Below are 16,197 nucleotides of genomic sequence, written 5' to 3'. Positions count from 1 at the left end.
ACACTTCAGAGCGTCTGCCGTGCCACCGGACACTGACTGAATATCAGTTGGTTAATCAGATCCCGCATCCAGCGGTGTGAAAGATCATCGTGGTAACGTTTGTGCCAGAACAACCTCATTGGCACCGCCGGTATGTTCTCTTTAGCGGCAAAGGGAATCACCACGGTTTCTGCTGCCCGCGGCGCAAACTGCGACAGTTTTTCCCCGCCAACCATTACCAGCTGCCCGTCACAGATAGCGTTCTGGGCGGTCACCATATTATTGGTTTGCAAATGGGGATCAGGAATATTCATCATCCAGTCCGGCAGGTTCTCATCGGAAAACCCCGGCAACATAAAATCCACCTTCTTCTGGCAGATAAACTCTTCATAACTGACACTGCTGTTGCCCGCCAGCGGATGATCCGGCCCCACCACGCAGACCGGCCGTTCTTCAGCCAGCATCCGTGAATGAATATTCGCCGGCGCCTCATTGCCGAAATTGATAATAAAATCCAGTTGCCCGGCAATCAGCAAATCCATGCTGTAATCTTCCAGGCTCTGGATTTTCAGTGTCACCTGCGGGGCATGTTCCTGCAGATGGCTGAGCAGCGGCGCGATCAGAGTCTGAGAAATCGGATCAATCATACTCAGGCTGAAACAGCGTTTTAAGGTTTTCAGCTCCAGCTGAGCCGGGGCCACCAGCCGCAGAATGCTATCCAGCAAAGGCCGCATCTGCAGGTGCAGCTGTTCTGCCCGGGGGGTTGCCGCCAGCCCGTGAGACTGGCGGGTAAACAATTCATCGGCAAACAGAATACGCAGCTGGCGCAGGTTGCGGCTCATGGCAGGCTGGGACGACGACAGACGGTCCGCCGCCCGGGTCACACTGAGCTCTTCCATCAGGGCATTAAATGCCACCAGCAGGCGCATATCAATCTGACTTAAATCATCTACTTTCACGGTTTGCTGATCTCACTCTGCGACTGATACTTAATCCGGTATGCCATGGTATACAGCACCGGCACAATGATCAGGGTCAGGATGGTTGCGACCCCCAGGCCAAAGCTGATGACCACCGCCATACTGGCAAAAAAGTCATCAAACAGCAGGGGAATCATCCCCAAAATGGTCGTAATTGCCGCCATACACACCGGCCGTACCCGGGAAACCGCCGAATCAAACACCGCTGCGTAAGGGTCTTTGCCGGCATCCAGCTCCAGATTGATCTGGTCCAGCAGCACAATACCGTTTTTCAGCAACATACCTGACAGACTCAGGAAACCGAGCATCGCCATAAAGCCAAATGGCAGGTTAAGCGCCAACAATCCCAGGGTTACACCGGTAATCGCCAGTGGCACGGTTGCCCAGATAACCAGCGGTTTACGCACCGAGTTAAACAGCACCAGAGTAATCAGGAACATGGCCAGGAATCCCAGCGGCATGGCCTTGAAAATAGGCGCCTGGGCATCCCGGGAGCTTTCGTCTTCACCGCCCCACTCCACGCTGTAGCCCGGTGGCAGTTCCAGTGCTTCAATCTTCGGTTTCAGCCGGCTCAGCAGCGCAGCGGCCGTATCGTCGGCAAACAGATCCGGGTCTGTCATCAGTGTCAGGGTACGCTTGCGGTCGCGCCGCACAATCAGTGAGTCTTCCCAGACGACATCAAAGCTACCCACAATCTGATCCACCGGAATCCAGCTTTTATAGCGGGGGCTCCAGATGGTCAGGTCAGGCAGGTTATCGATGTTCAGCCGTTCGCTGTCCGGGGTCCGGGCAATGATCGGCAACAGAGTCGTTCCGTCACGGTACAGACCAATGTTTTTACCGCTGAAGTTCAGCTGCAGCATGGCATCCAGATCCTGCTTGCTGATGCCTGCCCGGCGGGCCTGTGCTTCGAGAAACTCAGGACGGATCAACTTGGAACGCTCGCGCCAGTCGTGACGGATATTGGTTGCCACAGGATCATCCCGGAACACCGTCATTGCCTCACTGGCAATCTGACGCAGTACATCCGGGTCCGGGCCGTTAATCCGCAGCTCAATTTTCGCATCGGTCGACGGACCGATTTCCAGACGCTTCAGCTTAAACTGAGCCTGTGGATAATTATCTTTCAGCTCCTGATCCAGGTCCGCCAGTACCGCCTGAATCACTGTATTATCAACGGTTCGCACCATCAGCTGACCATAAGCGGCATACTGTTTCTCCGGCGCGTACGTCAGCATATAACGCAATGCCCCCTGGCCAGTGGTGGTCGCGACGTACTCAACCCGCTCGTCTTCAAGCAACCAGTTTTCGATATCCTTCATGTCTTCTGCGGTAACCCGGATGTCAGTCCCCTGGCTGCGCCAGTAATCCACCAGGAACATCGCGGTGGTTGAAGGCGGGAAGAACGCCTGCTTCACCTGTGAGAAGCTGACAATGGCCAGTACAGTTGCCCCCAGCACCACGGTCAGGGTTGCCCAGCGCCACCGCAGGCACAGATCCAGCAACGATTTATAGACCACAAACACAAAGCCCTGATATGGATCGCTGTCCGCCTGATCCGCATCCTGCTGCTGTTCTTTAAATAACAGTTCGCAAAAGAACGGCGTCAGGGTAATCGCGGTGATCCATGACAACATCAGGGAAATCAGCAGCACCCAGAACAGCGAACCGGCAAACTCACCAGTAGCGTCCGGGGACAGGCCAATCGGCGCAAACGCCAGTACCGCAATGATTGTCGCGCCTAACAGGGGCCACTGGTTCTGAGTCACAACCTGCCGGGCAGCGTCCAGCTTTGTGTAGCCCCGCTTCAGGTTAATCAGCATCCCTTCGGTGACTACGATGGCATTATCCACCAGCATCCCCAGGGCGATAATCAGCGCCCCCAGCGAGATGCGCTGCAGGTTAATGTCCATCACACTCATGAAGATGAACGAGCCCATGATGGTCAGCAGCAAAACCGCACTGATCAGTAAACCACTCTTAAAGCCCATGAACACCAGTAACACCAGCGCAACAATCACAATGGCCGCCAGCAGGTTATTGATGAAGTTGTTTACCGAGGCATCCACTTCAACCGGCTGGTTATAGAGGGTATACACCTCCATGCCGATTGGCCGTTCATACTCCAGCTCTGCCAGCCGCTTTTCCAGTGCGGCCCCCACGTCCACAACGTTCACACCGCTGCTGAAGGATACCCCCACATGCAACGCCTGCTCGCCGTTATAGGACACCAGATTATCCGGCACTTCCGCATAGCCACGCTTGATATCTGCCACATCTCCCAGGCGGATCAGTTGTGAAGACCCTGCCTCACTGATAATCAGCCGGTTCAGCTCAGACACATCGGTAAACTCACCGGTGGGTGAAATACGGATATATTCACTGCCCACCTGCACCGAACCGGCATTCGACACCACGTTCTGCGTGGCCAGCAAGTCATAAATCCGGTTGATAGAAATACCCAGTGAATTCAGTTTAATACGGGAAATTTCCACAATTACCTGTTCAGACTGAGCACCGGCAACGCTGACCTTACTCACGCCGTCCACCAGCACCAGTTCACGGCGCAGGAAATCGATATAATCTTTCAGCTCTTCATAGCTGTAACCGTCACCGGTAACGGCAAATAGCACGCCGAAGACATCACCAAAATCATCATTCACCCAGGGGGCATTCACACCCGGTGGCAATGCGCCCTGATGATCGTTCACCTTACGGCGCAGTTCATCCCAGATTTGCCTGAGCTGATCACCGGCATAGATACTCTTAATTTCAACGGTAATCTGCGACAGGCCCGGGGATGAAATAGACTTCACCTTATCCACCCAGGCAAGCTGCTGAATCTGGTTTTCCAGCGGATAGGTAACTTCTTCTTCCACCTGCTGTGCTGAAGCGCCCGGATACGTGGTGATCACCAGTGCTTCCTTGATGGTGAACGGCGGATCTTCTAACTGCCCGAGGCCGAAAAACGATAAGGTGCCACCAATGCCCAGCAGCAGGACAAACATCCAGCTGGTGACTTTATGGCGGATAAAATACTCTGCACTGTTCACTTACAGCCCCCTCTCACGCTTCAGCGGACGAACTTTCATACCTTCACGTAAGTAGTTGGCACCGGCAGTCACAATGATGTCCCCCGCCTCAAGACCAGACTCAATCTGCAAACCTTTAGCTGTCAGGCTGCCAACGGTGACATCGGCCCGGTACACCGACATATCATCCGGATTCACCTTCCACACCTGCCGCAGTTTGCTGTCGACCGGCTGATCATCCGCAGAAATAATGGCCTCCACCGGCAGAACAAAGCCGTTGGCATTGATCACAAAGACCTTACCCAGATCAAAGCTGACACTGGCAGACATCCCCGGATACACCTGTAACGATGCAGGCTTGGCCATCTTCATGGTAATGGTGTAGGCACCGGTGGCAGGATCTGCTTCGGCGGTACGCTCGTGGTATTTCGCCTTGAATACTTCACTGGGGTTGGCATCAAAGGTGACATCCGCCAGGCTTTCTTCGGCATCCGGCAGGGTTTCCAGCGAGATGATGGATTCCGGCAACTGGAATTCAATCTCCAGCTCGTCACTGGACTGCAACACCAATACCGGCTGCTTAGCCTGTAAATTCTGATAGTTCTCCACCAGCAGCTGGGAAATCTGACCGTCATACGGCGCATGAATCTCGGTATACTCCCGGTTCAGCCGCGCCTGCTTCAGCCCTGCTCTTTTAATGCTCAGCTCAGCGGCCTTCTCATCGTACTGAGACTGGGACACCAGCTTGCGCTTCAGCATGGTTTTGATCCGCTGAAACTGCTGATCAGCCAGCTTATATTCCGCCTGATAACGCTGCAGGACAACGTCATAGTCTGTGGGGTCAAGCCGGGCCAGTAACTGCCCTTTCTTCACCTCTTCACCTTCCCTGATATCCAGTTCCGCCAACTCTCCGGCAACCCGAAAAGCCAGTTCCGTCCGGCTGCTGGCCTTTACTTCCGCAGGAAAGGTACGCATCGACGCATCATCCGGGCTGGTTAATACCAGTAATTTAGCTGGCCTGATTAATTCTGAGCCCATTACCTGTGAGACCGCCGTCATATTCAGACTGGCCACCGCGGTCACGGACAAAGCAAGCCACAACTTGCGTAACTTCATAGTAAACACCTATATAAACGGACTGGATAACTGATATTCGCGAAGTATATTTTTCAACCACAGGTAATAACATAGACCAAAACTGATAGATGATATCCATTAAGTGAATATCTAGAGTGGAATTACGCGGCTGGCATAAAAAAACCCCATGACTCTTTTAACCAGAGTCACGGGGCCTTATATGAATTTCAGATAATATTCGGACAAGCCACCTGTCACGGACGACAGGCTTAATCAGATGTTGTTACCGGATATGAAGGACGGGACAGTTGAGCATCATTGAACAGGCCCGTCACCGGTATACCCTGCCACAAGGTGCAGAAGTAAGGTTTTATGGCATGTACACTAATTCTTTTGACACCAGAATGGTTGAGCGGGACCAGTCCACAAAATTCAGCTCATCAGCGTAGAACTTCTTAATAAAATCCTGCACCTTTTTCGTCGGCCATTCTTTCTCGAGAAAATCTCTTTCAATCCAGATTTCTGCCACACCGTCAAACTCCGGCAGCAGCCCTGTCCGCACACTCACAACCGCCTCACGCTCCGGGATATCCAGGCTGTGCAGCTGGATGTAGCGTTTAACGCCCAGCGCTTCAAAAGAACCTTCGCCACCGGCTGCCGGATGCTGATTTGACCAGTAATCCAGAAACTCTTCACGGGTCATACCGGCCTTACGGCTCATCAGATAACTGATTTTAATCATGGGTTTTGCATCACGCCCTTCAGATGCCGGCTTTTGAGGTGTACCGGTTGCTGCTACTTCACTGCCAGCCACACTGAGTGAAGGTATGAACAGGGTCAGTAACAATAAGCTGAGCAGAGCCATGCTTTTAGTGAAGTACGGTAGTTCTTTAATCATTACAAATATTCTCCGGTTAGGATGGAAACGGCGTTATGCCGTTCAAATAATTATTTTCCGCAAGCCCTGATCTCAGCAGTTTGTTACCGGTGGACATGCAGTTTGTTACCAGCAGACGCCTTCCCTGCTAGCCCTGACCTGACGCGTTAAGTCAGCCTTTGCTGTTCAGCAATCCACGTCTGAGGCATCCTTGTCGGTCTTATGGTATAAATATGCCATAAGGCCGCTTTTTCACTGTTAGTATATTTTATATACCGTAAGACACAGATATCTTCAGATCAAGTACGCACCGTTTGTAAACCAGGTTTATTAAAGGTAACTAATGAATAAAAACAATGAGTTAGAAAATCCAGGCAGTTGCTCTGAAAATCAGGAATGTCCGGTTACGAACGCCATGGACGTCATCGGCGGAAAATGGAAAGTAATCATTCTGTATCATCTGCGGGATAACACGCTGAGGTTTGGCGAACTCAGAAAGCGTATTCCGAAAATTACCCAGAAAATGCTGACACAGCAGCTGCGTGAGCTGGAAGCCAATCATCTGGTTGAACGTACAATCTATGCCGAAGTACCGCCCAGAGTTGAATATACGAGCACTTACATCGCCGATGAGCTGCGCCCCATCATGGATATGCTGTGCGACTGGAGCACACGTCACAAAGAACAGCTGAATGCTGATGAAGAGTAAGTCGAACCACGGCGCATCAGTTTTCTTACGGACACAAAAAAGCCCCGTTTATTATTTCTGAAATAACAAGGCTTAATCGGAATTCTTAAGTGGTGCCCGGACGCGGATCAATACGCGTAGCGCATTAAAACATCGGCGCTTGCGACGATAGCCCGCAGGGTGAGCGAAGCGAATAATCGAACCAGGTTCGGTTTCGCTTCCGGGAATTTCAGACACAAAAAAGCCCCGCTTGTCTTTAGTCGAGATTACGAGGCTTGATATGAGTTCTTAAGTGGTGCCCGGAGGCCCGGTTCCGAATAAGCCGAACCACGACGCGTCAGTTTTCTTACGGGCAAAAAAAGCCCCGTTTATCATTTCTGAAATAATGAGGCTTAATCGGAATTCTTAAGCGGTGCCCGGAGGCCCGGTTCCGAATAAGTCGAACCACGACGCGTAACTTTTTACGGACACAAAAAAGCCCCGCTTCTCTTTAGTCGAGATTACGAGGCTTGATATGAATTCTTAAGTGGTGCCCGGAGGCGGAATCGAACCACCGACACGAGGATTTTCAATCCTCTGCTCTACCGACTGAGCTATCCGGGCACTTAAGAGGTGCGTATTAAACTGATTTCGCGGCGCAGTGTCAACAGCTAATTAGTGCTTTTCTGCAATCTTACCGAAACAAAGGATTTGTTTATGAAATCCGACAGTTAAAACGCTCAAAAAATGATCACTTGGACGGCGGAACGTAACCTTCAGCCTTTTCGTAGTCTTCACCGTCGAGGAATTTCTGTAATTCAGACTGCAGGAATTCACGGGTCTTCGGATCCATCATGCTGAGATGCTTCTCGTTGATAATCATGGTCTGGTGGTTAGTCCATTCCTGCCAGGCTTTCTTGGACACGGTATCGTAGATTTCCTTACCTTTAGGGCCCGGGTACGGCGGGTTATCCAGACCTTCCAGCTCTTCTTTGTACTTACGGCACATTACGGTGCGGGTCATGATGTTCTCCAGAATTACTTACGTGCCTGCAGCAGCTTCTTAACCGGGGCTGCCAGGCCAATCTTTTGCGGTTGGCTGATGTTATACCAGAGTGTCGCGGCACCTTCCATGACACGATTTGTAGGGGTATTGCGTAACTTCACCTGCATGGGGGTAATATCCAGATGAAAATGGCTGAATGTGTGCCGCAAAGGAGCTTCAGCCTCAGCGCTGTCCAGATCAAGCTTGAGACCTGTCTCCTGCTCGGCATCCCGCAGATCCTGGGTTTGCGGCAAACTCCACAGGCCGCCCCACAGCCCCGTTGGCGGGCGCTGATACAGGAGCACATTGTTATCTGCATCCTTTATGATCAGCATCAGGGTTTGCTTCACCGGCAAGACTTTTTTCGGCCGTGAAGCCGGTAGCTCATGGGTACGGTTCTGCGCCAGTGCCTGACAGCCGGTCTGTAATGGACACAGCAGACAGGCAGGCTTACTGCGGGTACAGAGCGTCGCCCCCATATCCATCATCGCCTGGGTGTAGTCACCACAACGGCTGGCGGGAGTATTACGCTCAGCGTATTCCCATAGCTCCTGCATTACCTTATTGTTTCCCGGCCAGCCTTCCACTGCGTAATAACGGGCCAGTACCCGCTTTACATTGCCATCCAGAATGGCAGCACGACGGCCACCGGCAATTGACGAAATGGCACCGGCGGTGGAACGGCCAATACCCGGCAGGCTTTCCAGATCATCCACATCTACCGGAAATTCACCGCCGAAATCGCTGACCACCATTTTGGCAGCTTTATGCAGGTTCCGCGCCCGTGCGTAATAACCGAGGCCGGTCCACAGATGCAGCACGTCATCAATATCAGCAGCCGCCAGATCCTGCACGGTCGGGAACTGCTCACGGAATTTCTGAAAGTAGGGGATCACCGTGGTTACCTGAGTCTGCTGCAGCATGATTTCAGATAACCAGGTGAAATAGGCAGTTTTCTCAGCCTGCCATGGCAAATCATGACGGCCATGCTGATCAAACCAGTCGAGCACAGCCGCCGCAAACGGCGGCTGGATTACTTCAGATACAGCGTTTTGTTCTGAACGGTTAGTTGTGGTGTTAATTGAACAGCCCTTTTAATAAGCCTTTGGCTTCATCACCCAGTTTATCCTGCAGGGCTTCTTCCACTTTTTCTTTAGCCTTAGTTTCCACTTCGGCCTTCAGTTTTTTCTTCAGCTGAGCTTTAATCACATCTTCGATTACACTCAGATCAGGCTTACACAGCTGCGCCGGATCATCATCAAAGCTGCCTTTACAGTTAACCGGCCACTCAACACCTTCCAACGCGTTGTTCACTGAGCAGGTCTGCTTGAACAGGTTTTCTTCAATGGTCAGGCCCAGACGGTAATCCAGATTAGACGCCGGAACATTCACCTGGCCGGCACCTTTCACGGTAATGGCATCCAGTTCGGCCTTCAGATCACGGTTATCCACAAGGCCGTTCTTGATCTTAAAGTTACCGTTCAGGTTGGCAAACGGCGTGGACTGATCCACCTGTTCCGTGTTCAGCCCCAGGCTGCCAACGGTATTAAAGCCCTGACAGATGGTCTGGGCGATACCGATGCCCTTAATCTCACCGTCTTTCATGTTTACCGATGCGGTACCGGTCATGCTGTTCACGATGTCATACACAGAGCGACCACGGGTATTCACATCAGACTTGCTGCTCAGAGACCCGGTAATACGGTCTACCTGTGCCAGATCTTGCAGCAGGTCACCGATCTGAATATTGCTGATGTTCTTTTTCGTGTTCATCGCTACCGGAGTTTTACGCACATCCAGCGTGACACTGTTACGCACAGTACCACCATACAGATCAGCGTTAATCTTGCTGGCTTTAACCAGACCGCCGTGGGCAGACACATCCAGCAGGATGTTATTCACCGTCAGGCCGGAAATCAGCAGCTTTTGCAGCCCCAGGGTTGCATCTACATTCAGGCCTTTCAGTGGTTCAACCGGTATAACAGGTTCTTTGGAATAGCGCTCACCACCAGCCTTGGCAGATGTTGCAGAAGCATCAGCACCGGAACCGGACGCTTCTCCCGATGCGGCTTCACCTTCAGCTTTTGGCGGCAGATAACGGTCCGCATCAATGCTGTCACCCTTCAGGTTCAGCGCCAGCGCACCATCCGCCAGGTTATATGCCAACTGGCCGTTAAAGGTGGTGTCATCCAGCTTCAGCTGTAACTGCTCCAGCACCAGTGTATTAGCAGGTCCCGCCAGTTTGGTGTTCAGGCTGATCGCCTTCAGCACATTCGGATCAGTGGTTTCAACCGCCGCCTGACCCAATGCGTCCATCAGAGCATTCAGTTCAAAGCTGGCCACCGCAAGGTCACCGCTGAATGCAGGCTTGGCAAAGTTATTCACAGTGACATCACCGTTCGCCGCCAGATTCGCCAACTTCAGAGTCAGGCCCTTCAGGCTGACCTGCTGATTAGCCACGTCTGCAGTGATATCTGCATTCAGTTCCAGCGGTACGGTTTTACCGTTAAAGGCTGCGCCCTGTAATCCCAGCGTGCTGGTCAGGCCTTTAATTTGATACTGCTGCTGTGCCAGATTCAGGAAGAACTGAGCATCAAGCTTAGCGTCCACCGTCATCTGCTTCTCGCCGCCCTGATATTGCTCAGCTTTAAAGCTCAGTTGGGCAGGGAAGAAAGCATTAGTCACCACCTTGCCGGAGGTCACATTCAGGTCATTCAGGAGAACTTTGCTGTCCGCTGTTTTATCGGTGTAAGTCAGCTGACCATTGGTAATCGCAATGCTCTCGATATCCAGCCCCAGTGCGGCACCGGAATCGGCTGAAGCATCCGCAGACGTGTCTGAGCTGCTGTCTGATGCAGGCTCTGCAGCGGAGCTGTCAGCTGCATCTGAAGTCTGCGCAGCTGACCAGTTGTTATCAGTCGGGGACTCAGCAATCAGATCCAGCGTCAGCCCGTCCAGCACCACGCTTTTCATCTTCACGTTGCCGGAAAGCAGGGCGGGTAACTCAACGGCTACCTGCGCCTGATTCAGTGCAGCAAACTGCGGTTTACCCGGGTAATTCACCTGAATCTGATTAATTTTCAGGCCCAGCCACGGGAAGACCGACCAGTCGATATCACCGCCGATTTTTAATTCCACGCCGCCGTTATCCAGCGCCAGCTTTTGGATTTCCTGCTTGTATTCGTTCGGATCAAACAGGGTGCCGAGCAGTATCCCGCCAGCCACCACCAACACGACCAGCAGGGCAACTAAACCGCCAACCAGCTTCAATAACGTCTTCATGAATCCTCCTTGGTGCTCAGCGCTAACCGACTGAAAGCAGAGCTGTTTAATAAAGAATGATAACCCCATAAAGAGTAGCTGTCAGGCATTAAGAAAATCTTAACAACGGGGAATTTTCCCGGCCGGTGAGCAGCTATTCTCAAATAACCCCGGCACGGTATTAACAAAGCCACCGGGCTGCATATCGAAAGTGTAATCAAGAGGTGCGCATTCTCTGCACAATGCGGGTATAATGCGCCCTCTGGAATCATTGGCTAACCAATGCTGACCAGCCTAATTACTAGCATGGATACTGCAGCTACATACGAGCATGACTCGCTGCAATATTCGCCAAGCGGAGAGCAACAATGGCTGAACGTAAAGCCGCCGTCACCCGTGACACCCTGGAAACCCAGATCAGCGTAGCCGTTAATCTGGACGGTACCGGTCAACTTGATGTTGATACCGGCGTACCTTTCTTAGAGCACATGCTGGATCAGATCGCCCGTCATGGCCTGATCGACCTGAAGATCCACGCCAAAGGTGACAACCATATCGACGACCACCACACCGTTGAAGATATCGGTATTACGTTGGGTCAGGCATTTGCCCAGGCGGTTGGCGACAAAAAAGGCATCATGCGTTACGGCCATGCTTACTGCCCGCTGGACGAAGCACTGTCCCGCGTAGTGATCGACTTCTCCGGCCGTCCGGGTCTGGATATGAAGGTTGAGTTCACCCGCGCCAACATTGGCCGTTTTGACGTGCAACTGTTCTGGGAATTCTTCCAGGGCTTCGTTAACCACGCCGGCGTGACTCTGCATATCGATAACCTGAAAGGCTTTAACGCTCACCACCAGGCGGAAACCATCTTCAAGGCCTTTGGCCGGGCGATGCGTAACGCACTGGAAGTCGACAGCCGTGCTGCCGACCGGATTCCTTCTACCAAGGGCTCCCTGTAATTATTCAGAGTAAGGTTCAGTAATGAGCACTATTGCAGTAATTGATTATGGCATGGGCAACCTGCACTCGGTTGCCAAAGCGCTGGAACACGTTGGTGACGGCGTTGAAGTATGGGTTACCGCCGATCCGGACAAAGTCCGTGCAGCTGACCGGGTATTACTGCCCGGCGTTGGCGCAATCCGCGACTGTATGGCTGAAATCCGCCGTTTAGGCGTAGATCAGGAAGTAGCCGAAGCCATCGCATCCGGCAAACCGTTCCTGGGCATCTGTGTGGGTTATCAGGCCCTGATGCAGCATTCTGAAGAAAACGGCGGTGTTGATTGCCTGGGCCACTTCGAAGGCCGGGTAAACTACTTCGGCGACGAACTGGAAGAAGCGGGCGAGCGCCTGAAAGTTCCGCATATGGGCTGGAATCAGGTGTCTCAGACCATCGATCACCCTCTGTGGGCGAACATTCCGGACGACAGCCGTTTTTACTTCGTACACAGCTACTACGTGAAAGCTCAGCAGGCAGACCTGGTTGCCGGCCGCACCCGTTACGGAGTGGACTGCGACGTCGCTATGGCCCGGGATAACGTGTTCACCACACAGTTCCACCCGGAAAAGAGCCATACTGTAGGTCTGCAGTTACTGAAAAACTTCCTCAGCTGGAACGGCAAGGTATAAGGGCACGCATTATGGCTTTAGCAAAACGCATTATTCCCTGTTTAGATGTTGAGAACGGCCGCGTGGTCAAAGGCGTGCAGTTCGTCGACATCCGTGACGCCGGCGACCCGGTTGAAGTAGCCAAGCGCTACGACGAGCAGGGCGCAGACGAAATCACCTTTCTGGACATCACTGCCACCCACGAAGGCCGTGACACCATGGTTCACACGGTTGAGCGCATGGCTTCACAGGTATTCATTCCACTGACGGTTGGCGGCGGTATCCGCACCTGTGACGATATCCGCACTATGTTGAATGCCGGTGCCGACAAGGTATCCATCAACAGCGCAGCGGTGTTCAACCCTGAATTTGTTCGCGAAGCCGCTGAGCGTTTTGGCTCGCAGTGCATCGTGGTAGCCATCGACGCCAAGAAAGTCTCCCAGCCCGGCGAAGCCGATAAGTGGGAAATCTTCACCCACGGCGGCCGCAAACCAACCGGCATTGATGCGGTTGAATGGGCGAAGAAGATGGTTGATCTGGGGGCAGGGGAAATCCTGCTGACCTCGATGGATCAGGACGGTGTGAAAAACGGTTACGATCTGGGTGTGACCCGTGCAATCAGTGAAGCGGTTAACGTTCCGGTAATCGCTTCTGGCGGGGTAGGTAACCTGGATCATCTGGTTGACGGCTGTATTGAAGGTAAGGCGGATGCGGTTTTGGCGGCGTCTATCTTCCATTTCAATGAATACAGTATTCCGGAAGCCAAGAAGTACATGCAGGAGAAGGGGATCGAGGTGCGCCTCTGATCGCTCTTTTTTGCTATTAAACGGTCGCCTTAGTGCGGCCGTTTTTTTTGGTTTTTTCTTGGTTCCCTTTGCTACTGCAGTTCAGGAATGGGGGTGTTCGACTTCGTCGAATGGCAGGCTGATGGTTAGGTGTATTTCTTTATTAGCCTGCCGGCTGAGGTTTCAGATGATCTTTTTCGCTTACGCGACTCAAGACCTTTAAACGGCTAAAGGTCTTAAGAATCTAAAGGCCGCCCCAATGCTTGTCCGGCTACGCCGGATACCCTGCGCGTTTCGTGTCTGAATGGCATCGCAAAAACTCGACCGCTGCGCGCTCTCAAACAGTTTGCGATACTGATCATTCAGCCACTGCAATGCTCGGCAGCGCATAAGGGGAAGAGGGGTGCCAACTTCATGTGATGAGCTTAGTTAAAGCAAAAAACAAGACCTGACCTCGTTACCCAACAAACATTAAACAAATTAAATCAATTGTTTATATGAAATTTCACCATAACCATATCAGACCACCTGCCATAACGATCCCAAGCAAAAATACCTGATTAAAAGTGATGTCCGGACGTCCTTTTGTAAGATGATGCTCAGGATAGTTTATTGGCCACTTTTTCAACAATGCTGACTCAAGCAGCATTTGAGGAGTTACTTTAATGGTTATAACTTGTTCATAAGGCGGCTTAAAGAATAATGCCCCCAAATTCCAGCCTTCTTCCCCATGGTGGAAGTACCAAAGATACACCTCCATATTCACGCAGTATTTCTCAGAAAATGAATCGATAAGATCTGCAAAATCATCAGCCTCTATACCTAAGTCATATCTGAGATCCACTTCTGGAGACAGTTGAGATTTTCTTACTCCGCTTTCTTCGATCAGAAAAATATAGATTTCTTCAATATCCATGAGGGTCCAACAATCTAACATGCTGATTTGATAAGAGTATAAGTCTATTTAGGCATACTGAAAAAAAGACAACAGACAGGAGAATAAAGACATCCATCCTTAATAAGTGGTTTGAAGTACCTGTCACTCATGCACACCAGTCCAGCCTGCCATAATTTACGATAACTTCAATTCATCCCTTATACGGAAATCTAGACGCAGAAAACTGGTTGATCTCTATAGGCTTAAATAAATCTTTCCCTACTGGCACGGCCTCAGCTTCCCCTTCTGCGACGCCGAGTATTGCAGTGGCTGAATGATCAGCAGCGCAAACTGTTTGAAGGAGCGCAGCGACTGAGTTTTTGCGATGCCATTCAACCACGAAACACGCAGGGAACCCGGCGAAGCCGGGCAAGTAGTGGGGCGGCCTTTAGATTCTTAAGACCTTTAGCCGTTTAAAGGTCTTGAGTCGACGAAGTCGAAAAAGATCATCTCAAGTAAAAATTCAGCACAAGAAAAACGATAGGCTCAAAATGCGCAGGGTATCCCGCGCAGCCGGACTCGCTATAAGGCGACCTTTAGATTCTTAAGAACTCTTATTTACAAGCGTTAGCCGTTTAAAGGTCTTGAGTCGACGATGTCGAAAATGATCATCCGAAATAAAAATTCAGCACCACAATAAAGAAGTAAACCAGCCCCCCGAATCTACCCACCGTCGCGCCAGCGACAAAACCAATTATTGCCACACATCACACGACGATAACCTTCGTCGATTAACTATTCCGCCCACTCCAAGAGTTCTGTCATAATGGTGTCATCTAATTTCAGTTAAATGATGCTGTAGCCCACAAAGCTACTCCGCAAAGGAAAACGCCCGTGTCTTTTACCAACAGCCAACGCTTTTATCCTGAAACCCGTATGCGCCGTATGCGTGCAGACGACTTCTCCCGCCGCCTGATGCGCGAAAACGTACTGACGGTTAACGATCTCATCTACCCGATGTTCGTCATCGAAGGGGAGAACCAGCGTGAAGCCGTGCCATCCATGCCCGGCGTTGAGCGCTTAACCATCGACCTGTTAGTAAAAGAAGCCGCAGAACTGGTTGCGCTGGGCATTCCGGCCATCGCCCTTTTCCCGGTGACTCCGGCCTCCGCAAAATCTGAATTTGCTGAAGAAGCCTACAACCCGGACGGGCTGGCACAGCGTGCCGTAAAAGCCCTGAAAGACGCTCAGCCGGATCTGGGTATCATGACCGATGTAGCACTGGACCCGTTCACCACTCACGGTCAGGACGGCATCATCGATGCCAACGGTTACGTGATCAATGACCGTACCATCGAGACACTGGTCTTACAGGCGCAGTCCCATGCAGAAGCCGGTGCAGATATCGTTGCGCCAAGCGACATGATGGACGGCCGTATCGCCTGTATCCGGGATATTCTGGAAACCGGCGGCCACGTCAACACCCGCATCATGGCATACTCCGCCAAGTACGCAAGTGCTTACTACGGACCTTTCCGTGATGCAGTCGGTTCTGCCGGTAACCTGGGTAAGAGCAACAAGTTCAGCTACCAGATGGACCCGGCTAACAGCGACGAAGCTCTCCATGAAGTGGCGCTGGATCTCGCGGAAGGGGCTGACATGGTGATGATCAAGCCGGGCATGCCGTATCTGGATATCGTGCGCCGGGTTAAAGATGAACTGAAAGCACCGACCTTTGTGTATCAGGTGAGCGGCGAATACGCCATGCACATGGCTGCCTTCCAGAACGGCTGGCTGGATGAGCGTTCCGTCACGTTGGAATCCCTTACCTGTATTAAACGCGCCGGCTGCGATGGCATTCTGACCTATTTTGCCAAGCGTGCGGCACAGTTACTGAACGAGTAAAACTGTCTCCGGCAGCACAAAAAACCGCTGCCGGAAGTCCTTCACAAGGGTCAGGTGAAGGAGAATAACGAAGGAATAGCAGATGACAGAACAGAGCACAGAGC

The 16,197-nt window shown here is 51.9% G+C and carries 13 protein-coding genes and 1 tRNA gene; 5 read left to right on the top strand and 9 right to left on the bottom strand.

Features of this window, described 5'->3' with window-relative positions; all coding sequences use genetic code 11:
• Positions 1–5 precede the first annotated feature (5 nt).
• The 4 genes from JYB63_RS07790 to JYB63_RS07775 form a co-directional block, all read right to left on the bottom strand.
• A complete protein-coding gene (locus JYB63_RS07790; protein ID WP_205657292.1) occupies positions 6–938 on the bottom strand; it encodes a LysR substrate-binding domain-containing protein in 933 nt (310 codons plus the stop codon).
• Complete coding sequence (locus JYB63_RS07785; protein ID WP_205657291.1) at positions 935–4,012, bottom strand: efflux RND transporter permease subunit; 3,078 nt, start codon at positions 4,010–4,012, stop codon at positions 935–937. The genes JYB63_RS07790 and JYB63_RS07785 overlap by 4 nt, the downstream gene beginning before the upstream one ends.
• Positions 4,013–5,107, bottom strand: coding sequence for an efflux RND transporter periplasmic adaptor subunit (locus JYB63_RS07780; RefSeq protein ID WP_205657290.1), 1,095 nt, complete (start codon positions 5,105–5,107; stop codon positions 4,013–4,015).
• Between the two features lie 331 nt (positions 5,108–5,438).
• A complete protein-coding gene (locus tag JYB63_RS07775; protein ID WP_205657289.1) occupies positions 5,439–5,966 on the bottom strand; it encodes an EthD domain-containing protein in 528 nt (175 codons plus the stop codon).
• 322 nt (positions 5,967–6,288) lie between these two features.
• Here JYB63_RS07775 and JYB63_RS07770 point away from each other — a divergent pair, with 322 nt between their 5' ends.
• Positions 6,289–6,654: a winged helix-turn-helix transcriptional regulator gene (locus tag JYB63_RS07770; protein WP_205657288.1), complete on the top strand. Its 366-nt coding sequence runs from the start codon at positions 6,289–6,291 to the stop codon at positions 6,652–6,654.
• A gap of 506 nt (positions 6,655–7,160) precedes the next feature.
• Here the strand turns inward: JYB63_RS07770 and JYB63_RS07765 are convergent.
• From JYB63_RS07765 to JYB63_RS07750, 4 genes are all read right to left on the bottom strand, one after another.
• A tRNA-Phe gene (locus JYB63_RS07765) sits at positions 7,161–7,236 on the bottom strand.
• A 127-nt stretch (positions 7,237–7,363) separates the two neighbouring features.
• Positions 7,364–7,636, bottom strand: coding sequence for an oxidative damage protection protein (locus tag JYB63_RS07760; RefSeq protein ID WP_205657287.1), 273 nt, complete (start codon positions 7,634–7,636; stop codon positions 7,364–7,366).
• A 14-nt stretch (positions 7,637–7,650) separates the two neighbouring features.
• Positions 7,651–8,691: an A/G-specific adenine glycosylase gene (gene mutY, locus JYB63_RS07755; protein WP_205657733.1), complete on the bottom strand. Its 1,041-nt coding sequence runs from the start codon at positions 8,689–8,691 to the stop codon at positions 7,651–7,653.
• A gap of 43 nt (positions 8,692–8,734) precedes the next feature.
• Complete coding sequence (locus JYB63_RS07750; protein WP_205657286.1) at positions 8,735–10,939, bottom strand: AsmA family protein; 2,205 nt, start codon at positions 10,937–10,939, stop codon at positions 8,735–8,737.
• 347 nt (positions 10,940–11,286) lie between these two features.
• On the opposite strand from JYB63_RS07750, the gene hisB reads away from it, so the two are divergent.
• From hisB to hisF, 3 genes are read left to right on the top strand one after another with little or no spacing between them, the layout of a single operon-like run.
• Positions 11,287–11,880: an imidazoleglycerol-phosphate dehydratase HisB gene (gene hisB, locus JYB63_RS07745; protein ID WP_205657285.1), complete on the top strand. Its 594-nt coding sequence runs from the start codon at positions 11,287–11,289 to the stop codon at positions 11,878–11,880.
• Positions 11,881–11,902: 22 nt separating this feature from the next.
• Positions 11,903–12,547, top strand: coding sequence for an imidazole glycerol phosphate synthase subunit HisH (gene hisH / locus JYB63_RS07740; RefSeq protein ID WP_205657284.1), 645 nt, complete (start codon positions 11,903–11,905; stop codon positions 12,545–12,547).
• An 11-nt stretch (positions 12,548–12,558) separates the two neighbouring features.
• Positions 12,559–13,332, top strand: coding sequence for an imidazole glycerol phosphate synthase subunit HisF (gene hisF / locus JYB63_RS07735; RefSeq protein WP_205657283.1), 774 nt, complete (start codon positions 12,559–12,561; stop codon positions 13,330–13,332).
• A gap of 484 nt (positions 13,333–13,816) precedes the next feature.
• Here hisF and JYB63_RS07730 read toward each other — a convergent pair whose 3' ends face one another.
• Positions 13,817–14,227 (bottom strand): DUF1493 family protein, encoded by a 411-nt coding sequence (locus JYB63_RS07730; protein WP_205657282.1) that lies wholly within the window; start codon positions 14,225–14,227, stop codon positions 13,817–13,819.
• A gap of 855 nt (positions 14,228–15,082) precedes the next feature.
• Between JYB63_RS07730 and hemB the strand changes: the two genes are divergently transcribed.
• Complete coding sequence (gene hemB / locus JYB63_RS07725; RefSeq protein WP_205657281.1) at positions 15,083–16,093, top strand: porphobilinogen synthase; 1,011 nt, start codon at positions 15,083–15,085, stop codon at positions 16,091–16,093.
• Positions 16,094–16,197 lie beyond the last annotated feature (104 nt).

The organism is Aliamphritea spongicola (assembly GCF_017051665.1).
Taxonomy (GTDB): domain Bacteria; phylum Pseudomonadota; class Gammaproteobacteria; order Pseudomonadales; family Balneatricaceae; genus Amphritea; species Amphritea spongicola.
Note: the sequence above shows the minus strand (reverse complement) of the source record. Positions and strands in the feature narration are given on the sequence as shown.

Excerpts from the sequence above, each read along its gene's own strand:
- JYB63_RS07780 (WP_205657290.1), bottom strand. The coding sequence starts at position 5,107 with ATGAAGTTACGCAAGTTGTGGCTTGCTTTGTCCGTGACCGCGGTGGCC.
- JYB63_RS07775 (WP_205657289.1), bottom strand. The coding sequence starts at position 5,966 with ATGATTAAAGAACTACCGTACTTCACTAAAAGCATGGCTCTGCTCAGC.
- JYB63_RS07770 (WP_205657288.1), top strand. The coding sequence starts at position 6,289 with ATGAATAAAAACAATGAGTTAGAAAATCCAGGCAGTTGCTCTGAAAAT.
- JYB63_RS07760 (WP_205657287.1), bottom strand. The coding sequence starts at position 7,636 with ATGACCCGCACCGTAATGTGCCGTAAGTACAAAGAAGAGCTGGAAGGT.
- JYB63_RS07750 (WP_205657286.1), bottom strand. The coding sequence starts at position 10,939 with ATGAAGACGTTATTGAAGCTGGTTGGCGGTTTAGTTGCCCTGCTGGTC.
- hisB (WP_205657285.1), top strand. The coding sequence starts at position 11,287 with ATGGCTGAACGTAAAGCCGCCGTCACCCGTGACACCCTGGAAACCCAG.
- hisH (WP_205657284.1), top strand. The coding sequence starts at position 11,903 with ATGAGCACTATTGCAGTAATTGATTATGGCATGGGCAACCTGCACTCG.
- hisF (WP_205657283.1), top strand. The coding sequence starts at position 12,559 with ATGGCTTTAGCAAAACGCATTATTCCCTGTTTAGATGTTGAGAACGGC.
- JYB63_RS07730 (WP_205657282.1), bottom strand. The coding sequence starts at position 14,227 with ATGGATATTGAAGAAATCTATATTTTTCTGATCGAAGAAAGCGGAGTA.